27 protein-coding genes and 1 pseudogene are annotated in these 26,967 nt (G+C 36.4%); 11 read left to right on the top strand and 17 right to left on the bottom strand.

What is annotated here, in order from left to right:
- Positions 1–6 precede the first annotated feature (6 nt).
- From AAHI02_RS14145 to AAHI02_RS14210, 14 genes are all read right to left on the bottom strand, one after another.
- Positions 7–1,275 (bottom strand): acetyl-CoA C-acetyltransferase, encoded by a 1,269-nt coding sequence (locus AAHI02_RS14145; protein WP_346983793.1) that lies wholly within the window; start codon positions 1,273–1,275, stop codon positions 7–9.
- Positions 1,276–1,285: 10 nt separating this feature from the next.
- Positions 1,286–1,891: a TetR/AcrR family transcriptional regulator gene (locus tag AAHI02_RS14150; RefSeq protein WP_346983794.1), complete on the bottom strand. Its 606-nt coding sequence runs from the start codon at positions 1,889–1,891 to the stop codon at positions 1,286–1,288.
- Between the two features lie 207 nt (positions 1,892–2,098).
- Positions 2,099–2,518, bottom strand: coding sequence for an OsmC family protein (locus tag AAHI02_RS14155; protein ID WP_346983795.1), 420 nt, complete (start codon positions 2,516–2,518; stop codon positions 2,099–2,101).
- An 87-nt stretch (positions 2,519–2,605) separates the two neighbouring features.
- Positions 2,606–3,235 carry an AraC family transcriptional regulator gene (locus AAHI02_RS14160; RefSeq protein ID WP_346983796.1) on the bottom strand — a complete coding sequence of 210 codons (630 nt, stop codon included), beginning with the start codon at positions 3,233–3,235 and terminating at the stop codon, positions 2,606–2,608.
- A gap of 13 nt (positions 3,236–3,248) precedes the next feature.
- On the bottom strand, positions 3,249–3,473 hold the full coding sequence (locus AAHI02_RS14165) for a hypothetical protein (RefSeq protein ID WP_346983797.1): 225 nt from the start codon (positions 3,471–3,473) through the stop codon (positions 3,249–3,251).
- Between the two features lie 116 nt (positions 3,474–3,589).
- On the bottom strand, positions 3,590–6,262 hold the full coding sequence (locus tag AAHI02_RS14170; RefSeq protein WP_346983798.1) for a TonB-dependent receptor: 2,673 nt from the start codon (positions 6,260–6,262) through the stop codon (positions 3,590–3,592).
- Between the two features lie 108 nt (positions 6,263–6,370).
- Entirely contained in the window at positions 6,371–6,736 is a 366-nt protein-coding gene (locus tag AAHI02_RS14175) for a hypothetical protein (RefSeq protein ID WP_346983799.1), read from the bottom strand.
- A 19-nt stretch (positions 6,737–6,755) separates the two neighbouring features.
- On the bottom strand, positions 6,756–7,394 hold the full coding sequence (locus tag AAHI02_RS14180; RefSeq protein WP_346983800.1) for a hypothetical protein: 639 nt from the start codon (positions 7,392–7,394) through the stop codon (positions 6,756–6,758).
- Positions 7,395–7,462: 68 nt separating this feature from the next.
- On the bottom strand, positions 7,463–8,149 hold the full coding sequence (locus tag AAHI02_RS14185) for a response regulator transcription factor (RefSeq protein WP_042721576.1): 687 nt from the start codon (positions 8,147–8,149) through the stop codon (positions 7,463–7,465).
- Positions 8,150–8,240: 91 nt separating this feature from the next.
- A complete protein-coding gene (locus tag AAHI02_RS14190; protein WP_042721577.1) occupies positions 8,241–9,788 on the bottom strand; it encodes a HAMP domain-containing sensor histidine kinase in 1,548 nt (515 codons plus the stop codon).
- Between the two features lie 343 nt (positions 9,789–10,131).
- Complete coding sequence (locus tag AAHI02_RS14195) at positions 10,132–10,476, bottom strand: hypothetical protein (RefSeq protein WP_346983801.1); 345 nt, start codon at positions 10,474–10,476, stop codon at positions 10,132–10,134.
- Entirely contained in the window at positions 10,469–12,520 is a 2,052-nt protein-coding gene (locus AAHI02_RS14200) for a S9 family peptidase (protein WP_346983802.1), read from the bottom strand. The genes AAHI02_RS14195 and AAHI02_RS14200 overlap by 8 nt, the downstream gene beginning before the upstream one ends.
- An 86-nt stretch (positions 12,521–12,606) precedes the next feature.
- Positions 12,607–13,347, bottom strand: coding sequence for a uroporphyrinogen-III synthase (locus AAHI02_RS14205; protein WP_346986623.1), 741 nt, complete (start codon positions 13,345–13,347; stop codon positions 12,607–12,609).
- An 11-nt stretch (positions 13,348–13,358) separates the two neighbouring features.
- Positions 13,359–13,928, bottom strand: a complete 570-nt coding sequence (locus tag AAHI02_RS14210) for a DUF4271 domain-containing protein (RefSeq protein WP_346983803.1) — start codon at positions 13,926–13,928, stop codon at positions 13,359–13,361.
- 177 nt (positions 13,929–14,105) lie between these two features.
- Between AAHI02_RS14210 and AAHI02_RS14215 the strand changes: the two genes are divergently transcribed.
- From AAHI02_RS14215 to AAHI02_RS14230, 4 genes are all read left to right on the top strand, one after another.
- Entirely contained in the window at positions 14,106–14,822 is a 717-nt protein-coding gene (locus tag AAHI02_RS14215; RefSeq protein WP_346983804.1) for a polyprenol monophosphomannose synthase, read from the top strand.
- On the top strand, positions 14,795–15,199 hold the full coding sequence (locus AAHI02_RS14220; protein ID WP_346983805.1) for a DUF4296 domain-containing protein: 405 nt from the start codon (positions 14,795–14,797) through the stop codon (positions 15,197–15,199). Before AAHI02_RS14215 ends, AAHI02_RS14220 begins: the two co-directional genes overlap by 28 nt.
- A 7-nt stretch (positions 15,200–15,206) precedes the next feature.
- Positions 15,207–16,340 carry a tRNA guanosine(34) transglycosylase Tgt gene (tgt, locus tag AAHI02_RS14225; RefSeq protein WP_346983806.1) on the top strand — a complete coding sequence of 378 codons (1,134 nt, stop codon included), beginning with the start codon at positions 15,207–15,209 and terminating at the stop codon, positions 16,338–16,340.
- Between the two features lie 143 nt (positions 16,341–16,483).
- On the top strand, positions 16,484–17,593 hold the full coding sequence (locus AAHI02_RS14230; RefSeq protein WP_346986624.1) for an LptF/LptG family permease: 1,110 nt from the start codon (positions 16,484–16,486) through the stop codon (positions 17,591–17,593).
- Here the strand turns inward: AAHI02_RS14230 and AAHI02_RS14235 are convergent.
- Positions 17,587–18,303 carry a biotin--[acetyl-CoA-carboxylase] ligase gene (locus AAHI02_RS14235; RefSeq protein ID WP_346983807.1) on the bottom strand — a complete coding sequence of 239 codons (717 nt, stop codon included), beginning with the start codon at positions 18,301–18,303 and terminating at the stop codon, positions 17,587–17,589. The two genes, AAHI02_RS14230 and AAHI02_RS14235, sit on opposite strands and share 7 nt — an antisense overlap.
- A gap of 86 nt (positions 18,304–18,389) precedes the next feature.
- On the opposite strand from AAHI02_RS14235, the gene rsfS reads away from it, so the two are divergent.
- From rsfS to AAHI02_RS14270, 7 genes are all read left to right on the top strand, one after another.
- Complete coding sequence (gene rsfS / locus AAHI02_RS14240) at positions 18,390–18,758, top strand: ribosome silencing factor (protein ID WP_346983808.1); 369 nt, start codon at positions 18,390–18,392, stop codon at positions 18,756–18,758.
- 16 nt (positions 18,759–18,774) lie between these two features.
- Entirely contained in the window at positions 18,775–20,787 is a 2,013-nt protein-coding gene (gene ftsH / locus AAHI02_RS14245) for an ATP-dependent zinc metalloprotease FtsH (RefSeq protein WP_346983809.1), read from the top strand.
- Positions 20,788–20,921: 134 nt separating this feature from the next.
- Positions 20,922–21,503, top strand: coding sequence for an LUD domain-containing protein (locus tag AAHI02_RS14250; protein WP_346983810.1), 582 nt, complete (start codon positions 20,922–20,924; stop codon positions 21,501–21,503).
- Positions 21,504–21,529: 26 nt separating this feature from the next.
- On the top strand, positions 21,530–22,402 hold the full coding sequence (locus tag AAHI02_RS14255; protein WP_346983811.1) for a phosphatidate cytidylyltransferase: 873 nt from the start codon (positions 21,530–21,532) through the stop codon (positions 22,400–22,402).
- 4 nt (positions 22,403–22,406) lie between these two features.
- Entirely contained in the window at positions 22,407–23,060 is a 654-nt protein-coding gene (locus AAHI02_RS14260; RefSeq protein WP_346983812.1) for a phosphatidylserine decarboxylase family protein, read from the top strand.
- Positions 23,061–23,246: 186 nt separating this feature from the next.
- The gene (locus AAHI02_RS14265) at positions 23,247–23,618 is read left to right on the top strand and encodes a PNGase F N-terminal domain-containing protein (protein WP_346983813.1); all 372 of its coding nucleotides are present in this window, start codon (positions 23,247–23,249) and stop codon (positions 23,616–23,618) included.
- Positions 23,611–24,576, top strand: coding sequence for a peptide-N-glycosidase F-related protein (locus AAHI02_RS14270; RefSeq protein ID WP_346983814.1), 966 nt, complete (start codon positions 23,611–23,613; stop codon positions 24,574–24,576). The genes AAHI02_RS14265 and AAHI02_RS14270 overlap by 8 nt, the downstream gene beginning before the upstream one ends.
- A 56-nt stretch (positions 24,577–24,632) precedes the next feature.
- On the opposite strand, the gene AAHI02_RS14275 is transcribed toward AAHI02_RS14270, so the two are convergent.
- Both AAHI02_RS14275 and AAHI02_RS14280 read right to left on the bottom strand, forming a co-directional pair.
- Entirely contained in the window at positions 24,633–24,980 is a 348-nt protein-coding gene (locus AAHI02_RS14275) for a DUF1801 domain-containing protein (RefSeq protein WP_346983815.1), read from the bottom strand.
- 24 nt (positions 24,981–25,004) lie between these two features.
- Positions 25,005–26,845: pseudogene (locus tag AAHI02_RS14280) on the bottom strand (ABC transporter ATP-binding protein).
- Positions 26,846–26,967: the final 122 nt, after the last annotated feature.

Raw genomic sequence — 26,967 nt, forward strand, 5'->3', positions numbered from 1 at the left:
TCATTTTTATTTTTCTAAAATCATTGTAACACCCTGACCGCGTGCAGCGCAGATGGAAATAAATCCTTTTCCGCTTCCTTTTTCATTTAGCAGTTTGGCTAATGTTCCGATAATTCTGCCGCCAGTAGCTGCAAAAGGATGTGCTGCTGCTAAGCTTCCGCCTTTTACATTCAATTTATTGCGGTCAATTTTTCCTAATGCTTTTTCCAGCCCGAATTTTTTTGCCAGATCATTATTTTCCCAGATTTTTAAAGTAGCTAAAACCTGTGCGGCAAATGCTTCATGAATTTCGTAATAGTCAAAATCTTCAAGGTTCATACCTGCTTTTTTCAGCATTCTTTCAGCTGCGAAAACCGGAGCCAATAACAAATTCTGTTTATTTTCAACATATTCGATGCCTGCCACTTCCGAGAAAGTGATATACGCCAAAATTGGTAAATTATTTTCTTTTGCCCAATCTTCACTCGCCAGCAGAACTGCTGAAGCACCATCCGTAAAAGGTGTTGAATTTCCGGCTGTCAATGTGCCGTTTTGTTTGTCAAAAGCTGGTTTTAAAGTAGCTAATTTTTCTAAACTTGTATCACGACGAAGATTATTGTCTTTGTCCAGTCCGAAAGCAGGCGATATCATATCGTCAAAAAATCCTTCATCATAAGCTTTTGCCATATTTCGATGACTTTTAAATGCCAGTTCATCCTGTTCTTCACGGGATATTCCATAATACTTTGCAGTAATTTCTGTATGACCGCCCATCACCAGACCTGTTTTAGGTTCCTGACCTTTGTATGGAATCGGCATCCAGTCTTTTAATTTCGGAGCTAATAGTTGTTTTACTTTCCCAAAGACAGATTTTTCTTTATTGGCTTTTAATAAAGCTTTTCTTAAATTTAAAGACGTTTCAAACGGTATGTTGCTCATCGCCTCAACACCACATGCAATTCCACTTTCAATCTGACCTAAAGCGATTTTGTTTCCGATATAAACGGCCGCTTCAATACCTGTATCACAAGCCTGCTGTAGATCACAAGCCGGAGTTGCAGGATCAAGATCCGTATTCATAACAGTTTCTCTGATGAGATTGCTCTCGGAAATATGCTTGATCGTTGCACCTCCCGCAACTTCTCCTAAAAGTTTTCCTTTAAGGTTGTAACGGTCAATCAAACCATTCAAAGCAGGAAGCATTAGATCCTGATTTCCTTTGTCTGCGTAAGCTGTATTCATTCTGGCAAACGGGATTCTGTTGTATCCTACGATGGCCACTCTTTTTGTTTCCATAAAATGAAGTTTATGATGGGTGTTTGATTAGCTCGTTATTAATAATATTAAGAATTCTGTCTAAAGCCTGATTGAGAAATTTTTCTTCTCCGGTTGTTTTAGAAAGCAAAATGCCTCCCTCAACCAACATGACAAATAGTGAAGCGTATTCTTTGGCATCAGCAATTTCATTTAACTCTTCAGCTTTTTGTCCTTGTGTAATGACTTCTGAAATTTTGATCATCCATTCTTCAAAAGACTTTTTAACTTGATTTTTTAGGTCAGGGAAAGTATCATCAGCTTCGGTTGCGGCGTTCATCAAAGGACATCCTCCATTGATAAATACCGGTTGCCAGTTTTTCCTGTAAAATGAAACAAAAGCCTGCAGCTTATCAATGGCAGTAGGAAATTCTTCACTGAAAGAACGCGACATGTTTTGCTTTAATAATCTTGCATTGTATTTGTACACTTCAAGGGCGACTTCGTCCTTATTCTCAAAGTTTCCGTAAATACTGCCTTTCGTTAATCCGGTGACTTCCGTAATGTCTGATAATGTCGTAGAAATATACCCCTTGGTGTTAAACAAAGACGCTGTTTTCTCAATGATAAATTGCTTCGTCTTTTCTGCTTTTGACATTTTTTAATAAACTAGAAAACAAATATACATAAAATATACCAATCGGTATATTTTAATAAAGATTAAACATGATTTTAATTTATAAGCATGTGCCATTAAATGTAATGAAATGATTTTTAGGTTTCGGCTAAAGCCAATCTGATTGATTTTAAATGAAAAAAAACGGGCTAAAAGCCCGTTCCTACTAGTGATTTAAACTTTATAGTTTTAGTTCTCCAAAGTAGCCTCTAGAGTAATCTCAAAGTTAAACGCAGCACTTACCGGGCATCCTTCTTCGGCGATTTTAGCATATTTTTGGAATTCTTCTTCCGAAATTCCCGGAACTTTAGCGGTTAAAGTCAGTTCAGATTTTGTAATTTTTCCGATGTTAGGATCTAAAGTGATAACTGATTTTGTCGTTAGTTCTTCTGGAGTAAAACCTGCCTGAGAAAGTTCAGCGCTCAATTTCATGGTAAAGCATCCTGCGTGTGCTGCAGCCAGTAATTCTTCAGGATTTGTTCCTACACCGTCTGCGAATCGGCTGTTGAATGAATACTGAGTCTGGTTTAATGTAGTACTTTGTGTAGTCAGATGTCCCTTTCCTTCTTTGATGTTACCGTTCCAAACGGCTGTTGCGTTACGTCTCATAATGCTTTAATTTTTTTTGTTAATATTGTTTGTTTTGATGTTACAAAGATATATCAGATAGCATTCCAAATAAATACATAAAATGAACTAAATGTTGTACTTTTTTCCCGGAATGTAATTTTTCTTAAAATTTGTAGGCGTGCTTCCGGTTTTGTTGGTAAAAAGACGATTAAAATAGGCCGGATCATCATATCCCAGATCATAAGCAATTTCTTTAACAGGTTTATCCGTGTAAATAAGAAGTCTTTTTGCTTCTAATAAAATTCTGTTGATGATCAATTGATTGGGAGATTCAAGATGTAAGCTTTTAAATCTATGAGCCAATGTCTTAGGAGCCATATGAAGAAGATCTGCATACTCTGAAACATTGTGTTTTTCTCTGAAATGAATTTCCAGATATCTGCTGAAGTCCCGGAAAATATCAATTTCATTATTTGGAATTTTCAAGATATCATTATCAAGATTCTGTTTTTTCCAGTTTCTTGTAGCGCGTATAATGATCTGTTTTACGTACGTTCTGATCATTTCTTCTGCAGAAGAATCTTTCCATTCAAGTTCATCTTTAATGCTCTGAAATAAATTTTTAATAATGAAGTCTTCGCTTTCCTCAAGCTCTACAAAAGGGATTTCAAAAACATTATGGAAAAGAAGACCATCACACGCAACTTCCTTATCATGAATCTGGATACAGTAAAAATCACGGTTATAGTAAAGCAAAGTTGCATTTTCTTTAGTTTTTGAAATTTTTATGTGCTGATTGGTCAGGAAAAAAAAGACTTGGTTTTGCCGTTTTAAAATGATTAAAGTCTACAGCAATCTCAGAACCGGATGGAATATATAAAACTTTGATATCATAACGAAACTTATTTCCGTTGAAGGCATCAAGAAGATTTTCAGAAAGATTTTCTATACCGAGCTTCTTGTAATGATCTTCAAAAATAAGTGACTGTGACATAAATTTACTTTATGATAAATATACAAAAAAGCATGATTTTAATGAGTAAATTATTAAAACCATGCTTGTGTTAATTTGAAAATAACTCAAAATCTACAACTCTCAAACCCTAAAACTTAGAACGTCACATCCAGTCCGATATAAAAATTAGCTTTCATAATCGGAGCGTAAACCATTCCGCCGTCAAAATAATTTCCGAAAGGATTTTTTACGTCAACAATTGCATTTTTCTGATAATAAGAAGTTAGATTCTCACCACCCAGATAAGCTCTGATTTTTTTGTTGAAATTTCTCGAAATCTGAGCATTTAAAACAGCATAAGATGGCGAATATGAAGACAGCTGAAATTCCTCAGGATTTGATGACGTGTCGGGAAGCCTTTGTTTTCCAACTATATTCAAAGTCGTATCAAAGCTCCAGAAACCGCCATTATTATTTTTGTTTGTGGAATAAGCTACATTCACGAAACCTCTGTGTTTGGCCATGAAGGGAACTTCTCTTCTTCCGTTAAGATAATCAGCCTGCACATCATAATATTTGTAAGCAAGTCTTATATCAAAATTTTTGAAAGGTATAAAATCCCACTGTGTCTGAAAAGAATTGGCAAATGATTTTCCTTCCAGATTATAAAAAGTCAGTTGCTGAGGCGAGCGGTCGAGATCTACCATCATCTGATCCTGAAAATCCGTTCTGAAAAAATCTGCTACAATGGTTGATTTTCTTCCGAAGAGTTTAAATTCCTGTTGCAGGCTTGCCCCGTAATTCCATGCGATTTCCGGTTTTAATCCGTAAATATTTCCGCCGTTTTCAAGAATCTGGATATTCCTGTTGGAAGCAAAATACTGCTGACTTTCCGCAAAAATATTCGCTGTTCTGAAGCCTCTTCCGGCAGAAAGTCTTACAATGGTTTGAGGAGTGATATCGTATTTAAAATTTAACCTTGGTGTAAATTGAGTTCCTGCCAGATTGTGAAAGTCAACTCTTGCACCTGCGACTAAAGTATATTTTAAGCCCGTTAAAGTATATTCTGCGAAAGCTCCCGGAACAATTTCATTTCTTTTAAAGTTTCCGATTAAATAGTTTTCATCATAACCGTCATACATGAAACTCGCTCCTGCTTTATACTTGTGGTTGGTATTGCCTAAAATACTTTCAAAAATTAAATTTGAATAATACGTTTGCTGCTTTCCGGAATAATTTGTAAGACCGAAGAAACTGTCCTGCTGATGAAAAGTGTACTGATTCATCCAGCCTAAGCTTTGGTAAGGTTTTCCTTTAAAAACGTATCCTGTTTTATTCCAAACCTGAAATCGTGAAATATCAATCCCTACACCGTATAGTGACTGTTGATTCTGCGGAATTTTTTTATCAAATCCTGCCTGGCCTGCTGTTCTTTCATCTTTGATAAAGTTGATTCCGAAATGAGATCCGAATCCCGATTTTTCAAGATCATTATAATTGAGTAAATAAGCCGCATTCAGTTGTGTGCCTTTCGGCCTGTCCAAAAAGCCGTCATTATTCATATCTGTATCCCCAAAAGTTCCGTTACCGTGAAGAAGAAATGTCTGCGACCATTTGTCATCGATTTTAGAGACACTGGTGATATTAGCTTCCGTTCTTCCGTTGAAATCTGCAAAAAGATTGAGCGATGTTTCAGGTTTTTCTGAATTTTTTAATAATTCTGTATTAATTTGCCCTGTAATACTTTCGTAGCCGTTCGTCACAGTGCTTCCGCCTTTGGTGAGCTGAATGCTTTCGATCCATCTTCCCGGAATAAAACTTAATCCGTAAGCAGATGCCAAACCTCTTACTTCAGGCAGAAGTTCTTTTGTTAAGCTTGTGTATTTCTGGTCTAAACCTAACATTTTTAGCTGCTTGGTACCTGTTACTGCATTACTGAAAGAAACATCTACCGTGGCATTGGTTTCAAAACTTTCGGATAGATTACAGCAGGCCGCTTTGAGTAGTTCTTTTTTATCAATATTGAAAATTAATCCTGCTTCTTTTTTACTGAGTGAAGTTGATGCCTTTCCGCCCGTTATTGTAACGCCTTCAATGGCTTTTTCATTTTGATTTTCTGTGTTGATAATTCCATTTTTTGTATGTTCTGATTGACCATTTTCTTCTAAATGAACTTTCGGATTTGCTTCACCAAATGGGATTTCTCTGTCGTAAAGACAGCAGGAAGGCAAATTTTTATAAGTACTGTCGCTGGATTTGTACTTTTCATTGTCATGTCCTACATCAGCGATTTTCTTTAAAATTTTATCAGCTGAAGTTTTTCCCGCATCAAAATTTAATATGACAGTCTGTTTTTCAGCGTCCCATTCTGCAAAATCTGCTCCGGCATCTTTTGCTGCTTTTTCGATTCTTGCCTTACAGGATTCACAATTTCCCTTCACATAAAATTCATTCTCTTTTTTTGAATGGATATGATGATTTTCATTGGCAACTACTTGATCTCTGTCGTAATGACAGCAGGCGGGAAGGGCATTATAATCATTCTCGGAGGCTTTAAATTTCTCACTGTCATGCCCCGCTTTTGCGATTTCTTTTAATATATCATCTGTAGAAATAACGCCTTCAGTTTCTAATGTTAAAGTCTGTGAATCAATAGAATAGTCTGCTTTTTTAGCGCCAGCTTTTTTCGCAGTAGTTTCGATTCGTTCTTTGCACAGTTCGCAATTTCCTTTTACTTTAAATTGGTTCTGAGTAAGATTCTGCGCAAATATAAATGGTGTAAATAGTAAGAATATACCAAGAATAACCTTGGAAATATATAATTTCATTTTGTTTAAAATTTAGATTAATTTAATTAATGTAACAATTTAATAATGTAATAATTTAACAGTCATTGGTAGATTGATAAACTGGTACATTGTTGCAATTCTTTTTAATTAACCTATTTTCGGCGGTTGCCAGATTTCTTTTAAACGATCAAAAATATAAGGATCTGAATATTGAAATTGTAGATTTTTGTTGGCTTTATAATAGGAAATATCCATTTTAAAACCTTTGGAAAAAGGAGTTTCTATAAAGCTGTAGCAGGTAGCGCAAGATGAACAGCAGTCGTCATTGCAAGATTTTTTTTGCTTTTTGTGATGATTCTCTTTTGAGTTTTCTTTGTGCTGTTTTTTGCAGCAGTCACTTCCGGAGCTTTTCTTGCAGCATGATTCCTGCATGTTCTGAGCATAAAAATTATCCTTAGGAATAAGAAAAATTCCCAAGCAGAAAATAATTGTTATGATCTGAACTAATTTCATTGTTGCAAAAATACAAAAATTATGGTAAAGGTTCACCAACTTTTACGCCACAATTATGCCAGGGTTCACCATGAGCCGGATTTAAGGCTGGCTTAGGTCCTGTCGGAGCCAGAGTCGGATTTGGGGCAGGTGTGTTTTGGGCAATAACCTGCGTCGGTTGTGCAGCCGGAGCCGGCTTGCTGTTTAGTGGCTGTCCAACGGGAATGTCGCATCGGTGACCGGGTTCGCCATGGGGAGGGTTCATTCCTTTAGGTGTTTTTATATTCTTAGTTTTTCCGGTATTATCTACAGAGAATTTTCCCGGTTGTAAAGAATTAGGATCAATCTGAATGGGCTGGGTCTGATTTGTTGATGGATTCGGATTTTGTTGTGTTGAAACGGGTTTACTGCTTAAAGGCTGTCCCACAGGAATGTCACATCTATGTCCGGGCTGTCCGTGAGGCGGATTCATTCCCGGTGGTGTAACTGCTGCTGGCTGAGCATTCGGTGTTACGGACTGAACTCCTGCCTGATCCAGAAGGGACGGTTTGGGTGTTTGATTTACCGCAACTGGCTGCTGAACACCTGCTTCTTCTTTTAAGTAGGTTGCTCTTTCATCTTTTTTGCAAGAAATCGTCAATATGGAAATAGCAAGTATGCCAAATAATGTATTCTTCATATAAAACAAAATTAGCAAAACATTTTTAATTGCTTTGCTAATTTTATATTTAATAAGGATTTTTATAATTAATTTTTAACTAAAAGTCTGAATCCTTCACCGTGAACATTGATGATTTCCAATCCTTCGTCATCTTTCAATAATTTACGGAGTTTTGCGATATATACATCCATACTTCTTGCCGTAAAGTAGTTTTCTTTTTTCCAGATTTTTCGCAATGCTAAGTCTCTCGGCATGAAATCGTTTCTGTGAATGCAAAGAAGTTTAAGCAGTTCGTTTTCTTTAGGTGAAAGTTTATATTCGTTGTCACCGACTCTCAGTTGTCTCAACATAGAATCAAAGAAAATATTGCTGATTTTGAACTGTTCCTGCTCCTCATTTTCCAACGTAGAACTTCTCTGGAGAATTGCTTTTATTTTGTATAAAAGTAGCTCTGTATCGAAAGGTTTTGTTATGTAGTCATCCGCGCCCAGCTGATAACCTTTCAGGATATCTTCTCTCATATTTCTGGCGGTAAGAAAAATGATCGGTGTATTTTTATCAATCTTTTTTACGTCTTCAGCTAATGAAAATCCATCTTTCTTTGGCATCATCACGTCGAAAATACAGATGTCGAATTCATTCTCCGTAAACTCCTTTAATCCCTGTTCGCCATCCATGGCAAGTGTAACTTCAAAATTATTTATGGTTAAATAATCCTTTAATACTGCCCCGAAACTCTGATCGTCTTCTACTAATAATATTCTGTTGCTCATAATTTTAATAATTTAGAATTAAAATTTTAATAATAAGAATGATTGTATCACTCTTTTCTTCCTATATTTTGTTTATTGGTTTGATTTTAATTTAACTCATCGGCAGCTTTATGGTAAATGTGCTTCCTTTTCCTTTATGGGAGTCTACCAAAATCTGTCCTTTATGTAGTTCTACAATTTTTTTCACATAAGAAAGCCCTAATCCCTGGCCTTTTACATTATGGATATTTCCGGTTTCTTCCCTGAAGAATTTCTCAAAAATTTTCGTTTTATTCTGTGTTTCCATTCCCATTCCTTTATCAGAAACTTCAATGACGTACAAGTGTCCTTCATTTCTTGTTTTTATACTGATTTCAGGAGCTTCAGGAGAATATTTGTTGGCATTATCCAGAAGGTTCACCAGCATATTCGAAATGTGAAATTCGTCAATTTTAAAGTTGTATTCCGTTGCATTGAATTCCTGCTTAAGGCTTCCGTTTCTTTGCTGTACGATGAGATTGAAGGATTCTGTGGTCTTTCTGATTAATTCCCTTACATTGGTTTCTTTTAAAAATAATTTTACTTCGTTTCGTTCCAGTTTCGACATATTTAATACGTTTTCCACCTGCTTTTTCATTCTCAGGTTTTCCTGTTTTATCAGCTCGGAATAGTATTTTACTTTGTCTGGGTTTGTTGCAATTTTATCATTCGCTAAAGAATCTGTCGCGACAGAGATGGTGGCAAGCGGAGTTTTAAACTCGTGGGACATATTGTTGATGAAGTCTGTCTTTACTTCGGCCATCTTTTTCTGTCTCATCATATAATTAATGGAAATAATATAAATTCCCAATATCGTAAGCAGGGAAAGGAAAGTTCCCAAAAGCATCGGCCAGTTGTTCATCGCCAGAGAATATTCTTTTTTAGGAAAAACCAAAGCCAGTGTATAAAGCGTTCTTTCTTTTGAATCTGTAAAAAGCGGATAGCTGTAGGTATTGTTGTCTTTCTTTTCTTTATATAAATTATTAACGACGCTTGTCAGTTTGTTGTTTTTGTCGGTAATTCCATATCCGAAAGTTGCTGAGATGCCTCTGATTCTCAGTTCTTTTGTGATTACAGAATCAAGAACTTTTTCGTCTACTCTTTTGGTGATAGGCAGATTATTTCCGTTGACTTTCACAAATTCCTTCATGGCATAATCACCGTTTTCGATGTCACGGTTGATATCCGTCGTCAGAAGTTCACGATTGGTGGTATCTCTTTTTATTTTGTAAGCTGCTTCGTCAGAGTATAATGTAGTCAGTTTCAGCGAATCTCCTTTTGCGGAAATGGGAAGCTGATTTTTCTCAATAATACTTTTTGAATAGACAATCTGTCTCTGCGTTCCTGAATCTTCTACCTGCTGTATCGTGGTTAAAGAAGGTTGGCTGCCACTGGCAAGAATGCTGTTGCGGAAATCCTTGTTTTCAACATTCAGGTATTTGTCGACTTCCGCCTCACCGACGATTTTTGATGTATTTTCCAGCGCAGAATACACTTTAGAGGAGAAATCCTGATCCAACGCACCGTAATAACGTTTCAGCCAATAAAACTGCAGCGTAACGAAGACAATCAGTGAGATCGTCATAAACACTGATATTATTGGGATGAATTTATTATTCATTATTTATTTCAGTTTAAAAAATAGAATGTTAAAATTAAATATTTTATGACTACATAAACAAAAAACGAGCCATAAAATTGTATAATTTTTCTTAAAAAGCAGTTTTTTAACATTTATTTATAAATTATTAACTGCCTGTTGTGCAAAAAGGCTGTCCAATAAATAAAAAAGCGGATTTGTATAAATTAGTCTAATCATATTTTTTAACAAATGGATTTAATTTTTAATCAAAAATTAATCGAGCTTTTATTTTTAAAATAAAACGGTAGTGCTAAAAAAATGGAAAGTAATAGTACTCTCCATTTTTGTGATAATTTAATATTTAACGATCGATGTTTAATTTTCAAAGTAATTCCTCATCCTGAAAATACTGAATGATCGCCTTTTTCATTAAAAGTTGCTGTTCATTTGGCTTCAGTTCCGGAAGCTCTTCCAGTTTTTCAAAATGCGGATATCCGTCGTCGTCGTAATGCGAAAATTTATAATATCCGAAAGGTTCCAGCAGTCTGCATACTGCGATATGTATTAAATTTACCTTGTCATCTTTTGTGTATTTCTGCTGACCACTGCCCAGTTCCTGAAGACCGATTAAAAAAAGGTAGGTTTCTATGGGAGCATCTTTTTCCGTATCAAAATTTTCAATGAAAAATTGTTGTATTTTCTGCCAGTATTCTGCTTCGTTAATCATGTTTTTTATTTTCTAATTTTAATAAAAACACATATTCCAATGCATCTTCCTTCAAAGATTCAAATCTTCCGCTTGCACCGCCGTGCCCTGCGCTCATATCTGTCTTGAAAATGAGAATATTGTTGTCCGTTTTCAATTCTCTCAATTTTGCGGTCCATTTTGCCGGCTCCCAATACTGAACCTGGGAGTCGTGTAATCCTGTTGTAATCAGTATATTCGGGTAATGTTTGGCTTCCACATTATCGTATGGCGAATATTCTTTCATGTAGTGATAATATTCTTTATCATTCGGATTTCCCCATTCGTCGTATTCTCCCGTGGTTAAAGGAATAGTTTCATCCAGCATCGTTGTCACAACATCCACAAAAGGAACCTGTGCCACAATTCCATTAAATAAATTGGGTTCGTAATTCATCACAGCTCCTACCAGTAATCCGCCTGCACTTCCGCCCATCGCATACAAATGTTTTGAAGAAGTGTAATTTTCTTTAACCAAAAATTTTCCGGCATCAATAAAATCGAAGAATGTATTTTTCTTAAACAGCATTTTCCCATCTTCATACCACTCTCGTCCCAGATATTCACCGCCTCTGATGTGAGCAATAGCATAAATAAAGCCTCTGTCAAGAATTGATAATCTTACATTAGAGAAACTCGCATCTACTGTATGTCCGTAGCTTCCATAACCATACAAAAGTAATGGGGTATCTGCGGTTTTTTTTGTGTCTTTATGATAAACCAATGAAATTGGAATTTTGATCTTGCCATCACTGGAATCTGCCCAAATTCTTTCGGAAATATAATTTTCAGCAAAGAATTTTCCTCCCAAAACTTCCTGCTGTTTCAGGAGTTTCGTAGTCTTATCCTTCATATTGTATTCGTAAGTCGAGCCTGGCTGTGTCAATGAAGTATATCCATAGCGCAGAACTTCCGTGTCAAATTCAAGGTTTACGCCGATATAAGCGGTATAAGTAGGATCTGAGAATGGCAAATAATGCGATTCCTGTGTTTTTTCATCAATGATTTTAATCTGTAATAGGCCTTGTTCTCTTTCTTCAAGCACCAGATAGTTTTTAAAAATCTCAAAACCTTCCAGTAAAACTTCGGGACGGTGGGGGATAACATCTACCCAGTTTTCCATTCCGCAGTTGTCAATCTTTGTTTTTACGATTTTAAAATTGAAAGCATCATCTGCATTGGTAATGATGTAAAATTCGTCTTCGTAATGCTCTACAGAATATTCTAAATCATCTATTCTGGGCTGAATAATGGTCCAGTCTGCAAAAACATTATCAGAAGGAATAAACCTGTGTTCATCGGAGATCGTACTTGAACTTGCGATGAAGATATATTCTAAAGATTTTGTCTTAAAAACATTTACATCAAAAGTATCATCCGTTTCATGGAAAATTAAAACATCTTCCGACGGATCGGTTCCCAATTTGTGTCTGTAAACCTGAAAAGCTCTCAGGCTTTCATCTTTACGGATGTAGAAGACGTGTTCATTATCATTTGCCCAAACCGCTTTTCCGGTGGTATTTTCAATTTTATCAGGAAGGATTTCCCCTGTTTTTAAATTTTTAAAATTGATGGTATAAATTCTACGGCTTACATTATCGGAAGAGAAAGAAGCAAGTTCATTATTCGGAGAAACAGCGACACTTCCCACTTCGAAATATTCCTGTCCTTCTGCCAAAACATTCACATCAAGAATGATTTCCTCTTTATTCTCCAAACTTTCTTGTTTTCTGCAGAAAATAGGATATTCTTTTCCTTCCTCATAGCGTACGATGTACCAATATCCGTTGAAGAAATACGGTAAAGATTCGTCATCTTTTTTGTAGCGGGCTTTCATCTCTTCGAAAAGCTCTTCCTGAAACGATTCCGTATCTTTCATGATGAAATCTGCAAACGCGTTTTCTTCTTCAAGATATTTTATGACCTCAGGATTTTCTCTTTCGTTGAGCCAGAAATAACTGTCAACTCTTTTATCACCGTGTATTTCAAGTACTTTTTCTATTTTTTTTGCCTTTGGAGCTTCCATTCAATATTAATTCTTGTTCAAATTTAGTTAAAAAAAAACCATCTTTCCTTTATGAAAAGACGGTTGCTTTATTTTTATATTAAAGCTTACTTGTGAAGCGTTTTAACGTATTTTTCCAGTGCCATGGTCATAGAAGGCGTTTCCTTCGTAGGTGCCATTAGATCTACTTTCAGTCCGGCTTCTTCCGCTGCTGCTAAAGTTGTCGTTCCGAAAACACCGATTTTTGTATCTTCCTGTTTGAAATCCGGGAAATTCTGCTGTAAAGATTTGATTCCCTGTGGGCTGAAGAATATCAGCATGTCGTAATCCTTCACATTAATATCCGTAAGATCACTGCATACCGTTCTGTACATGATGGCTCTTTTCCAGTCTACATTAGAAGCTTCCATTGTTTTTACAATATCAGGACTCAGAACATCCGATGAAGGCAAAAGGTATTTTTCTGTCGGAAATTTTTTAAATAAAGGAAGAAGATCCGAGAAATTCTTTTCCCCGAAACTGATCTTTCTTTTTCTGTAAACAATATGTTTCTGAAGATAATTGGCGATCGCTTCCGACTGGCAGATGTATCTCATCGTGTCAGGAACCGCAAAACGCAGTTCTTCCGCTAATCTGAAGTAATGATCAATCGCATTCTTACTCGTGAAAATAATTCCGGTATATTGCGTAAGATCGATCTTCTGTGTTCTCAATTCTTTATTGTCAACTCCTTCGACGTGGATGAAAGGACGGAAATCAATCTTTATCTTTTCCTTCTTTGCAATATCCAGGTACGGAGACGACTCACTTGGCGCTGGTTGAGAAACCAATATAGACTTTATTCTCATCATTGACAGTATTAAAAAAACAATAATTTCCAAAGCAACAAAAGAGGTGCAATTTGGAGGGTGCAAATATACAAAAATTTATAATACCATTTTTCAGGTAAGATGTTGTTCTTGTGAAATAAATAGAAAAAAAGCTTGAAAATGAATACAAAAGAAAAAAAGTAAAAATAATACAAAAACATTTTATTTCTGTCAATTGGGAAATAATAGTGGGTTACACATAAAATTATTAACAGAAAAGACAGGATGAAATAAAATTTTGTAGAGGTAAAATAAAAAACAGTCCACTTTTTTCCGTCGCCAGTACTCTGGAAAAATAAAAATCCCAATCCGGACTTTACCATATAAAAAACGACAACGGCAATGAAGCAAAATCCAAATTTATTCAGCTGATATCCCAGAATCTGCATGTCTGCAATATATTTCGGAACAGTAGGAATATACTGTGAGATCAGTACGGATAAAGTGAGAGCGGTCACACATGAAGTGATCGCCCAACTCGGAAGATTATTGCTGGCATCAAAATATTTCTGAATCAGAAAGTCTCTCAGATTGGCTTCTCTTTCAATGATGTTCATCATAAAAAGGTATAAAAAGATGCAGGCCAACAATATAAAAATAACCCAATCGTTGTTCTCAGGTATTCTTACATGATTTATAAAATGTTGTGATATCGGCAAAGGAGTATTTTTTTTGCAAAATTATAGATTATTTTGTATAAAATAAAAAGGTTAAATAAACTATCTTTGCAAACTGAAATGAAAAAACTCGTCATCATTCCCACGTATAACGAAAAGGAAAATATTGAAAATATTATTTCCGCAGTTTTTGCATTGGAAGATGACTTTCATGTTTTGGTTGTAGATGATTCATCTCCTGATGGAACGGCCGATCTGGTAAAGGATCTTCAGAAAAAATATCCGCATTTTCTGCACCTGTCCGTCAGAAGAGTTAAAGATGGTCTGGGGAAAGCCTATATCCATGGATTTAAATGGGCAATCGAAAATAATTACGATTATATTTTTGAAATGGATGCCGATTTCTCGCACAACCCCAATGATCTGCCGAAACTTTTTGAAGCCTGCCTGAATGCTGATATGGCCATCGGTTCACGATATTCAAAAGGCGTAAACGTTGTCAACTGGCCGATGGGAAGGGTGCTGCTTTCTTATTTCGCTTCGAAATATGTAAGATTTGTGTTAGGGCTTCCGATTCATGATACAACGGCAGGTTTTGTCTGTTTTTCAAGAAAAGTGCTTGAAGAAATTGGTTTGGATAATGTGAAATTAAAAGGATATGGATTTCAGATTGAAATGAAATTCAGAGCCTTTAAAAAAGGATTCAAAATTGTAGAAGTTCCAATTATTTTTACCAACAGAATCCTGGGAGAAAGCAAAATGAATGGCGGAATCATTCATGAAGCGGTTTTTGGAGTTTTAAATTTAAAATGGAAATCTATCATCAACAGATTATGAAAAAACTGATCTTCATTTTCGTTCTCGTGTGCCTGTTTTCTTGCGGAGATTATGTCGATAAACCGAAAAACCTGATCCCAAAAGACAAAATGGCTGAAATCATGGCCGACTTGGCAATCAATGATCAGGCGACAATTATGTATCCGAATTCAAATCTGGAAGCAGGAACAAGATATGTCCTTAAAACACATAACGTAAAGTCAGCTGACTATATTGAAAGTTTCAAGTATTATGTGGTTAAAGAAAAAATGACGGCAATCGCTGAAGATGCACAGAAAATACTGGTAAAGAAAGATCCGAAAGCGGAAAAATATGTAAAGGATAAAAAAAGTAAAACGGAGAATAATCTTCAGAATCCTCCTGTTTTATCGAGATAATTTTAAGATGCAAAAATTTTTTAATATAGAAAAAACTTCTGAAGGGAAGGCAAGAGCGGGAGAGCTTACAACGGATCACGGTAAGATCCAGACGCCGATCTTTATGCCTGTAGGAACCGTGGCAAGCGTAAAGACCGTTCACCAAAGGGAGTTAAAAGAAGATATAAAAGCTCAGATTATTCTGGGAAATACTTACCACCTCTACCTTCGTCCCGGAATGGAAGCAATGCAGGAGGCAGGAGGTTTACATAAATTTATGAACTGGGATCTTCCTATTCTTACCGATTCAGGAGGTTTTCAGGTTTTTTCACTCTCAGGAACGAGAAAAATGTCTGAAGAAGGGGTGAAATTTAAGTCTCATATTGACGGAAGTGTTCATTTGTTCACTCCTGAAAAATCTATGGAAATCCAGCGACAGATCGGAGCGGATATTTTTATGGCTTTTGATGAATGTGTTGCCTATCCATGCGAATACAATCAGGTGAAATCTTCCATGGAAATGACGCACCGTTGGCTGAAAAGATGTATCGACTGGAATGAGAAAAATCCGGAATTATATGGTCATAGGCAAAGATTCTTTCCCATTGTTCAGGGGTCTACTTATTCAGATTTAAGAAAAATTTCAGCAGAAGTAATTGCGGAAGCCGGTGCAGAAGGAAATGCTATCGGCGGACTTTCTGTAGGAGAACCTGAAGAAGAAATGTACAGAATTACCGATGAGGTAACGGATATTTTGCCAAAAGAAAAGCCGAGGTATTTAATGGGGGTGGGAACTCCATGGAATATTCTTGAATCCATCGGATTGGGAATAGATATGATGGATTGCGTAATGCCGACAAGAAATGCCAGAAATGCCATGCTTTTCACCTGGCAGGGCGTAATGAATATGAAAAATGAAAAGTGGAAAAAAGACTTTTCGCCCCTCGATGAGTTTGGAACAAGTTTCGTAGACAAAGAGTATTCAAAAGCTTATGTGAGACATTTATTTGTTTCTAAAGAATATTTGGCGAAACAAATTGCTTCAATTCATAACTTAGCATTTTATTTAGATTTGGTGAAAGTAGCGAGAGAACACATCATAGCAGGAGATTTTTATCAATGGAAAAATTCTGTGGTACCTGTTCTTCGTCAGAGATTGTAAGATTAAACATAAAGTCGGGAAGTCCCGAAGGGAAGATTTGAAACAGGATAGGATGAAATCCTATTAATTTACATAATTAACGGAAATGGCGTGGTCATTCCAATTAATATAAATATAAAAACGCATTAAAAAATAGAATAATGCTGAAAATTATAGACAGATATATCATTAGAAAATACCTTGGAACGTTTAGTTTCATGCTGATACTGCTGTCTATAGTCGTTCTGGTGATCGATGTTCAGCAGAAGATCCCAAGAATTGAAAATGCAACCGCAATTGACCCGAAACTGAATGTTACCTATTTTCTGGTGCATTTCTATCCTTTCTGGATCGTCAATCTTGTGATGACATTCCTTTCCATTTTGGTGTTTATTTCAGTGATTTATTTCACTTCCAGAATGGCAAACAATACTGAGATTGTGGCGATTATCAGTAGTGGTGCGAGTTTCCATAGGTTTGCACGGCCTTATTTGCTGACGTCTCTTTTTATTGCAATAATATCTTTGGGGATTAATCATTTTGTTTTGCCTTGGGCAAATATTCAGAAAAATCAGCTGGAAGCTTATACCTACAATGCTACTAATAAAGAAAAAGTATTAGGAACGGCGCCGGTTTCTGCACAGTTGAGCAAGATGGAATACATTTTTATTAACTCCTGGAATAAACGCGAGAAAAGAGGTTCAGGGTTCGTTTATCAGAAATTTGATAAAAATAGGAAGATGACTTATGAGCTTAAAGCTTCGGATGTGTCCTGGGATAAGGATAAAAAACTTTTTGTCCTGAATTCCTACACCGAAAAGACGATCAATAAAGACGATACGGAAAAATTAGCCAATGGTTTTGATCTGAAAAAAAGTTATGGTCACGATCCGGAAGAACTTTTTCCTAATGAACTTTTAGGACAGAATAAAACAACGCCGGAACTTCTGAAATTCATCAAAAGAGAAACCGAAAAAGGAAACAGTAACCTGAATACGCATTTAAATGAACTTTATCAGAGAACATCTATGCCGGTTTCTATCGTGATTCTTACATTTCTGGCACTTTCCCTTTCATCACAGAAAAAGCGTGGCGGCTTGGGGATCAATCTTGCATTGGGAATCTCTCTGGCATTTGTTTTCGTATTTTCCTTTGAAGCTTTGAAAGTGGTTTCGGAAAATAAAAGTATGTCACCGGCATTGGCAATGTGGTTCCCGAATATCGTTTTCTCACCGCTGGCTTTATTCTTATATCTGAAAAGGGCCAATCAGTAAAGAAGTTTTATTTCTTTGTGATAAAAAGATTGTAAGCCGTCATTTTCGAGATCAATCCGGATTTCTCCGCTCCTTTCTGCATTTTTGATGATGCCATTTTGGCGTGTTCCGTTTAATTCAAAAACAGAAATCTGATCTTTCCGGAATAGATTATCATTAAAACAATCCAGAATTTCCTTCTCTGAAGGAATTTCCTTTAATTTTTCAACCATAAAATCATGGAGGGCAATAGTGAATTCATTAAGGTTAAAACGTCTTCCGGTTTGGGTTAAAAGAGAGCTTGCATTTGATATTTCATCGAATTTTTCCTGCAGAATATTGAAGCCTGCTCCAATGATGAAATAATTATTCTGATTAATTTTTTTCTTTTCTATCAGAATTCCGACGATTTTTTTATTTTTAAGGATGATATCATTCGGCCACTTTATTTTTACAGTGTGTTCAGTCAAATTGGCAAGAAAATCGCGGATAACGTTTGCGGTATAATAATTGAACATAAAATCAGAAAGCTTAGTGTTTTCCACATTTACGGCAAGGGTATAAGCTAAATTTTTTTCAGCGGATGATGACCAGATATTCCCGTACTGTCCCCTCCCTTTTGTTTGATTGAATGTATGAAGTGCAGTAAAATCCGAATTTTTATAAAGTAAAAACTTTGAAATTTCGTCATTAGTAGAAGAGCATTCCTTCAGGTAGAATAGTTGACTCATTTAAGAAAACTTTAAGACTTTCGAGGGGTAAAAGTAAGGCTAAAGTGAAAGAAAAACAATAAATTTGCAGATTATAGTATTTTTTAATGAATAAAACAGTAGAAAAACAAGCGCTAATAGATAAAATTGTAGAAGCTATTCAGGATGTAAAAGGTGAAGATGTCATGATCTTTGATCTTTCTAATATTGAAAATTCAGTAGCAGAAACTTTTATAATTTGTAGCGGAAACTCAAACACGCAGGTTTCTGCGTTGGCAGGAAGCGTAGAGAAAAAAGTGAGAAATGATCTTAAAGACAGACCTTGGCACGTAGAGGGTACGGAAAATGCAATGTGGGTGCTGGTAGACTACGTTTCAGTAGTTGTACATATTTTCCAGAAGCAGGTACGAGAGTACTACGATATAGAGGAACTCTGGGGTGACGCCGTCATTACCAGAATTGAAAATGAATATTAAATTTTAAAAAGTATAAATGAACAATAAAGGATTTAACTGGTTTTTTCCGATTGCGATCATAGCTCTTTTGTTATTCTTTATTCCTAATTTTTTAGGGGATAATAATGCAAAATCTATCGATGAAGACGGTTTCTTTAAAGAAATGCAGGCAGGAAAAATCCAGCGAGTTTTGATAGATAAACAGGCCCAGAAGGCTGACGTGTTTTTGACACAGGCTGCCAAAACAGCTACCGTAAAAAAAGACGATAAAGCAAACCCTTTTTCTGCCCTTTCGATGGCTCCAAAAGCTGATTATACGCTTAAATATGGAGATCTGAGATTGTTTCTGGAAAAATTTGATGCTTTAAAACAACAAAATCCGCAGCTCACAACATCTAAAGATTATGCGGAAGGAGAAAGCCCGTTGATGAGCATTCTTATTCAGGCTTTGATCTGGATCACGATTCTAGGATTATTTTATTTCCTTCTTTTCAGAAAAATGGGAAGTGGGGGAGGCCCGGGAGGACAGATTTTTTCTATCGGGAAATCTAAAGCCAAACTTTTTGACGAAAAAGAAAGAATTCAGGTGACATTCAAAGATGTCGCAGGTTTGGAAGGTGCTAAAGAAGAGGTTCAGGAAGTTGTAGATTTCCTTAAAAACTCAGAAAAATATACAAAATTGGGAGGTAAAATCCCTAAAGGTGTTCTTTTAGTAGGCCCTCCGGGAACAGGTAAAACGTTACTGGCGAAAGCTGTAGCGGGAGAAGCTAAAGTTCCTTTCTTTTCTCTTTCAGGTTCAGATTTCGTAGAAATGTTCGTGGGTGTTGGTGCTTCAAGAGTAAGAGATCTTTTTGCTCAGGCGAAAGCTAAATCTCCGGCTATTATCTTCATCGATGAAATTGACGCCATAGGACGTGCAAGAGGAAAAAATAATTTCTCGGGAGGAAATGACGAAAGAGAAAATACACTCAACCAGCTTCTTACAGAAATGGACGGTTTCGGAACTGATACGAATGTTATCGTAATGGCGGCAACCAACAGAGCTGATATTTTGGATAAAGCATTAATGAGAGCCGGGCGTTTTGACCGTTCAATCTATGTGGATCTTCCTGAATTGCATGAAAGAAGACAGATTTTTGATGTGCATTTAAAGAAAATCAAGCTTGATGATAATGTAGATCGTGAATTCTTAGCAAAACAAACTCCAGGGTTCAGTGGAGCAGATATTGCCAATGTTTGTAACGAAGCAGCGCTGATAGCAGCAAGAAATAATCATACATCCGTTACAAAACAGGATTTCCTTGACGCGGTAGACCGTATCATCGGAGGTCTTGAAAAGAAAAATAAAGCGATCAAACCTTCTGAAAAGAAAAGAGTTGCTTATCATGAAGCGGGGCATGCAACAATTTCGTGGCTGGTAGAACATGCGTCACCGCTCTTAAAAGTAACAATCGTTCCGAGAGGACGTTCCTTAGGGGCAGCATGGTATCTTCCGGAAGAAAGACAGTTGACAACTACTGAACAAATGCTTGACGAAATGTGTGCAACACTAGGAGGTAGAGCCGCAGAACAGGTAATCTTCAACAATATTTCAACAGGAGCACTTTCTGATCTTGAAAGTGTAACGAAAAGGGCTCAGGCTATGGTTACCATTTATGGATTAAGTCCGAATATCGGTAATATTTCTTACTACGACAGTTCAGGGCAGTCTGAATATAGTTTTGGTAAACCATATTCTGAAGAAACCGCGAAGAGAATTGATATTGAAATTAAAGGTATTATCGAGGCTCAATATGAGAGGGCTGTTCAGATTTTAGCTGAAAATAAGGATAAGCTGGATGCTCTTGCGAATAAACTTTTAGAAAAAGAAGTGATTTTCAGAGAAGATCTGGAAGAAGTATTCGGAAAAAGAGCATGGGATCCGGAATTAACGGAGAAGCCTGTGACGAATACGATACCGACGGCAAAAGAGCCGAATGAAGAAGTTATCATTAAAGATAAAGAGGAAGAAAGTGAAATTCAGGCACCTGAAAGTCCGACACAACTCTAAAAGTCTTTAAAATCAAATAAGTAAAAACCTGACAGTCCTTGAATTGTCAGGTTTTTTCATATTTATCAGCATGTTTTTGGATTTCTATGTGATTAATTTTATATTTTTGTATAAGTGACTAAAAAATAAATAAGTTGAGTTTATTCAAGAGGATTGTAAGCAAACTTACCAACCAGCCTGAAGAAGAAGAAAAACCAAGTCTGGAAAAGCTAGGAGATTCGCTTAAAAATGCGGATCTTGACTACAAATTTGCCCAATTGTTTACTCATTCAGGAGGATTTTTCAATTACTGCGCAGATGAAGCGGAAGCTTTACAGACTTTACATCAGATCATCAAAATAGAAGGAATCAGCAATGTTTTCTGTTGGGATAAAGATCTCCAGAATTTTTTAAATGTTGTGAAAGCTCCTTATACCGCAGAACTGAAAAGTGATAATGATGCGAGTTTCATCACTTGCGAGTATCTTATCGCTTATGACGGAAGAATCATGCTTTCTCACAACAATATTCTTCACTACCATTCTTCAAGGTTGCCTAATAAGATTATCATTATGGCAAATGTTTCACAGATTGTAAACAACCTGAATGATGCAATGGGAAAGATTAAAAGAAACGGAAATATCAAAAACCTTACTTCCATTAGCGGAGCTCAGTCAAAACTGGATACTTCTTCCAATAGCAACACCAAACTGTTTTTACTGTTGCTTGAAGATTAAGTATCAACTTATAAATTTTTAAAATCTTGGACAAAAATCTCATTCAAAGAACGTTATCGGGAATTGTTTACGTAGCAATCATTATTCTTTGTACTACACCGCTGGGAGCTCACTTGATCAACAGCATAATTCCGGACCTTGTAAAACAGGAATATCTTTATTACGGTTTGATTACCCTTCTTTTGGGAGTAGGCTCCTGGGAATGTTTTAAAATCATGAAGTTCGGAAACGGATACGAAAGATGGGTTGTTCTTCCATTGATCATTTTTATATTTTATATTTTCTCTAAACGATATTTCCACTTTGATTTTTATTTTGATTTCAGGATAAGTGAGATTCTGGCTTTGCTTTTAATTGTCATTGCTGTGGTCACTCTATTTAAATATCCGAACGAACTGTACTACGACAGCGGGAAACTGATTTTTACGGTTATTTACGTTGCACTGCCATTCAGTTTTGCATTAGGCTTACCAAAGTTTTCCAGATTCGATGACAGATTCTCTCTTGAGGTTCTTTTCCTTTTTATTCTGATATGGAGCAGCGATACATTTGCCTATCTTACCGGAAAGTTTTTCGGAAAGCATAAAATGGCTCCTAAAATTTCTCCGAAAAAAACCTGGGAAGGCTATATAGGAGGCGTAATTCTTACTTTAATATTATCCTATTTTATTGAACATTATTATCCAGGTCTTCGTGGAAACTGGATGGTTGTAGGATTTCTGGTTGCCGCTTTTGCTCCTGTTGGAGACTTGGTGGAAAGCCAGCTGAAAAGAAATTTCGGAGTCAAAGACAGTGGAAACATTATTCCGGGGCATGGCGGAGTATTAGATCGGCTTGATAGTTTTTTAATCTGCGTTCCTGTCGTATATTTGTACTTTATTTTAGAAAAATTTATTTAATCTCATGAAATTACACAGAGAATCGAAAGGAACAATCACTGTTGCCTCCTTATTGTTTATCATTTTGAGTGCATTGGCTATTTACTTCCTTGAAATGTGGTCACTGGTGATCATTCTGCCTTTGCTGGTTGTTTACAGTCTGGTATTTTGGTTCTTCAGGGTGCCAAATCGGGATATTCTGGAACACAGAGAAAATGTGATCGCACCTGTTGACGGAAAAGTAGTTATGATTAAAGAAGTAGAAGAGGATGAGTTTATTAAAGGAAAAGCAATTCAGGTTTCTATATTTATGTCACCTTTGAATGTTCATATCTGCAGATATCCGGTATCCGGAAAGGTTATTTACAAAAAATATCATCCCGGAAAATATCTTGTAGCGTGGCATGAGAAATCTTCTACAGAGAACGAAAGAACTACGGTTGCTATAGAAAGTTTAACCAATCATCAGGTTGTTTTCCGTCAGATTGCGGGATACGTGGCCAGAAGAATTGTTTTCTATTGTAATGAAGGCGATGATGCCAAAGCAGGCCATGAATTCGGATTCATTAAATTCGGTTCCAGAATGGATGTTTTTCTTCCTTTGGATACAGAAATTGTCTGTAAAATAGGCGATATTACAAAAGGCGGACTGGATGTAATCGCAAGAATGAAAGAGTAAAGAAGTTACTTAAAAAATAAGTAGGCCGTTTCGTGAGGAACGGTCTTTTTTTTATTTAGGATTAAACCGTATTGAAAAATTTGTATTAATATAGATATTATGTTAATTATTTTGATACTTATTTGATACTTTGTGGTATATAGTGGTGGCTAAAGTTGTATTTTTGATAAATTAACTTTAATCTTCATGAAAAAAACTTTACTTTATTTAATGGTCTTTACAGGGTTTTGTAAAACTATAGCCCAAACAACAGTGAATGTATTTTCACAGATTGTATTTTACGACGGATATGCAGCCAATGTTTCTAATCCGGTTCCTGCTAATACGATTAGGCTGGCTAATTTCAGATATGCTAAAAAATTAACGGATTCGGAACTGAATTCATTTCAGAATAAGATTCAGATGAATGTAACTATCGGAGCGCTTTGTGATAATTATGACAGAATCGGTGGTGTTCATATTGCGCTGGTTCCGAAGGGACAGTCCTCTTATACATTGAGTGATGCAAATGTAAAGAGAATAGAAATCGGAAGATATATTACCCCCCTTCATGAATAAGAATCTTTCGCCTACAGAAGTTCCTTACACTTATCAGGTGGATAATCTTTATTCCGTTTTCAGCGACACTGTTTTACGGAACGCTTACGATATCTGGGTAGAGCTTGATGTTTTTGGAGTGCCTTACGCTGCGAATACTCAGGTCGCCGGATGCGCTGGAAGAAATGATGTGTTCGCCGGAACACTTGACTTTGTTACTTATAATGACCCGTCAGTCAGTACAACCTATAATAACCTTCTTCCGCTTTTAGATTCTAACGAATTAAACAATTATAATAATACGGATCAGACGGGGCAAACCGTAAGACTTGTTAATTTTAATCTTACACAAAGCGCAAGCAATGCTAAATTTTTCATCGTGTCCACTCCTCACGGTGCAAACACCAACGGAGAAGAATATGTAAGAAGGCAGAACTTCATATCACTTGATAATAATCAGGTGCTGACATTCAAACCGGGAGGAATTTCTTGTGAGCCTTTCAGAGTTTATAATACACAAGGAAATGGTATTTATGGAACTTCTCCAAGGCCCGCTTCATGGTGGACTTCCTGGAATAACTGGTGCCCGGGTGATGCTGTCCCTATAAGAAGTTTTACGGCTGCTTCTTTGTCGGTAGGAAATCACACACTTAAATATGAAGTGCCAAGTGCCGTGTTTTACGGACAGGACGGAAGGATCGTTCTTTCAATGTACATGCAGAGTACAAGCCAGCAACTTTCTGTGAAAGATATTTCAACGGTTGATGTATCTGTTTTCCCTAATCCTACGACAGATTTTGTGAATATCCGGTCTGATAAAAAAACAAGAAGCATTTCGGTTTATTCTGCGGAAGGAAGAAAGTTGAATGAGGTAAAAGATTCTAAAGTAGATCTTTCGGGTTATCCTAAAGGAGTATATATTTTAGATATTCTTCTTGAAGGCGGAACTCAGTTTAAGCATAAAATTATTAAGAAGTAATCTAAGATCAATATTTTTAAAAATGAGAAGGAGAGACCTGAATGGTTTCTCCTTTTTTATTTAATGTGTTGTTTTACTTCTTTAATGAGGTTTAAAATGAATTCTAAAGGCAGGTCCTCATTCATATCGATTAAAAGGATTTTAAACTTCTTTCTGCCTTCACTGAGGAGTTCGGGATAATCTAATCTGTCGCCGTGATAAAAACTAATGTAATGTTGCTTGTATTTTTTGCTGTAATACAAATAACATAACATTTTCTTTTTATATTTAAAGAACGGTAATCCGAAACTTAAAGTTTCGGTGATATGTTCCGTATCGGATTCTAAGATTTCTTTGCGTAAAAAAAGGAGAGTACTTCTTTCAGGTTCTTCGATTCTGTAGAAATACTCTTGTATGGGATTCATTTTAAATGCTGGTTTAAAATAATTTTAATCAAAATTCTGCAACTCCACCAATTTCTGATACGTTCCTTTTTTTTGCGATAAGCTCGTGATGCGTTCCCTGTTCTACGATATTTCCTTTTTCCATTACGACGATCCAATCGGCTTTCTGAATGGTTGAAAGACGGTGAGCAATCACCAGGGAAGTTCTGTTTTCCATCATTTTTTCCAGTGCGTCCTGAACAAATCTCTCAGATTCTGTATCTAATGCAGAGGTTGCTTCATCAAGAATCATGATCGGAGGGTTTTTCAATACCGCTCTTGCAATTGAAACTCTTTGTTTCTGACCTCCGGAAAGCTTTCCTCCGTCGTCCCCGATATTAGAATCATAACCTTCCGGAAGCTGCGAAATAAACGAATCTGCATTCGCTATTTTTGCGGCCGCAATTACTTCTTCACGTGTCGCCTCAGGTTTACCCATAAGGATATTGTTATACACCGTATCGTTAAATAAAACGGATTCCTGGGTTACCATTCCCAATAGCTTACGATATTCTTTTAATTTTAAGTTCTTGATATTCTCTCCATCAATAAGAACTTCTCCTTCCGAAACATCATAAAATCTGGCGAGAAGGTTGGCAATCGTTGTTTTTCCGCTACCGCTCTGTCCTACGAGTGCTACTGTTTTTCCTTTTGGAATAATCAGTGAGAAGTTTTTAAGAATGGTATGGTCTTTATCATAGTAAAAACCTATATTGTTAAATTCTATTGAATTATTAAGAGTTGAAATACTTACCGGATTCGGAACTTCATCAATTTTTACATCGGCATCCAGGATTTCCAATACTCTTTCCAGGGAAGCTTCTCCTTTCTGAACATTTGAAATAGACTGGGATAAACTCTTCACAGGAGGTAAAATCTGGAAGAAAATTCCTAAAAACACAAGAAAATCAGCAGGAGAAATACTTTGATCTACAATAATCTGCTTTCCTCCGTACCAGGCAATAATTAAGAAGGTAACGGAGCCTAAGAATTCGCTCATCGGCGATGCGAGTTCTTTCTTTCTTCCCAGACTTATGGAACTGTTGATCCATCGTTGCATCGACTGCATAAACCGGTTGTCCATTATTTTTTTCAGCACTGAAGATTTTGATCACTTTCGTGGATTTCAGGGTTTCATCTACAACAGAGAAAATATTTCCCATCTCATTTTGTGCTTGATGAGAATCTTTTTTAAGGCTTTTCCCGATTAAAGCAATCATTGTTCCCATCACCGGTAAAACAAGAAGTGAGAAAAGCGTCATTTCCGTGCTTAAAAAGAACAAAGTCACCAACGTACTAATAAGCATGAAAGGGGCATTGATTAATTCCACCAAACTTCCCAAAATATTTCCTTCTACTTCTCCTACGTCATTCGACATACGCGACATCAGATCTCCTTTTCTGCTTTCCGTGAAGAAAGCAACAGGAAGGGAAAGTATTTTTCTGTACATTGCTCCACGAAGATCTTTGGTAACGCCTACGCGATAATTGATCAGCAAAAAAGATCCCAGATATCTGAAAATATTTCTCAGCAAAAACATGAATGCTGTAATCACACAGAGCCATGCCAGTACCGTAAGCGCACCATACTGTGTGACAAGATGCTGAACATAATAATTAGCATATTCTTTAGCATAAGAGAAAAAATCCAGAATTTCCCCTGAATACACCGGAGGGGTACTGTATTTTTTAGCTTCAATAGTCCCGAAAAGCATTCCCAAAACCGGCAGAATAGTTCCTAGTGAAGCAATCTGAAATACCGAATACATAAGATTGAAGAATAAACTTCCGTAAATGTATTTTTGATGAGGTTTTGCAAATTTGAGTATTTTAATGTACTGGTTCATTCAATGAAAAAATTGGATAGCAAAATTACGTAATTTAAATGATAAGACGTTTTTAATGGTCTTTTACTTTGTCTAATAGGTGTTACTTATGATCCATTTGTTACAAATGTCATCATTTAAAG

The sequence above is a fragment of the Chryseobacterium sp. POE27 genome (genome assembly GCF_039727685.1).
GTDB lineage: Bacteria > Bacteroidota > Bacteroidia > Flavobacteriales > Weeksellaceae > Chryseobacterium.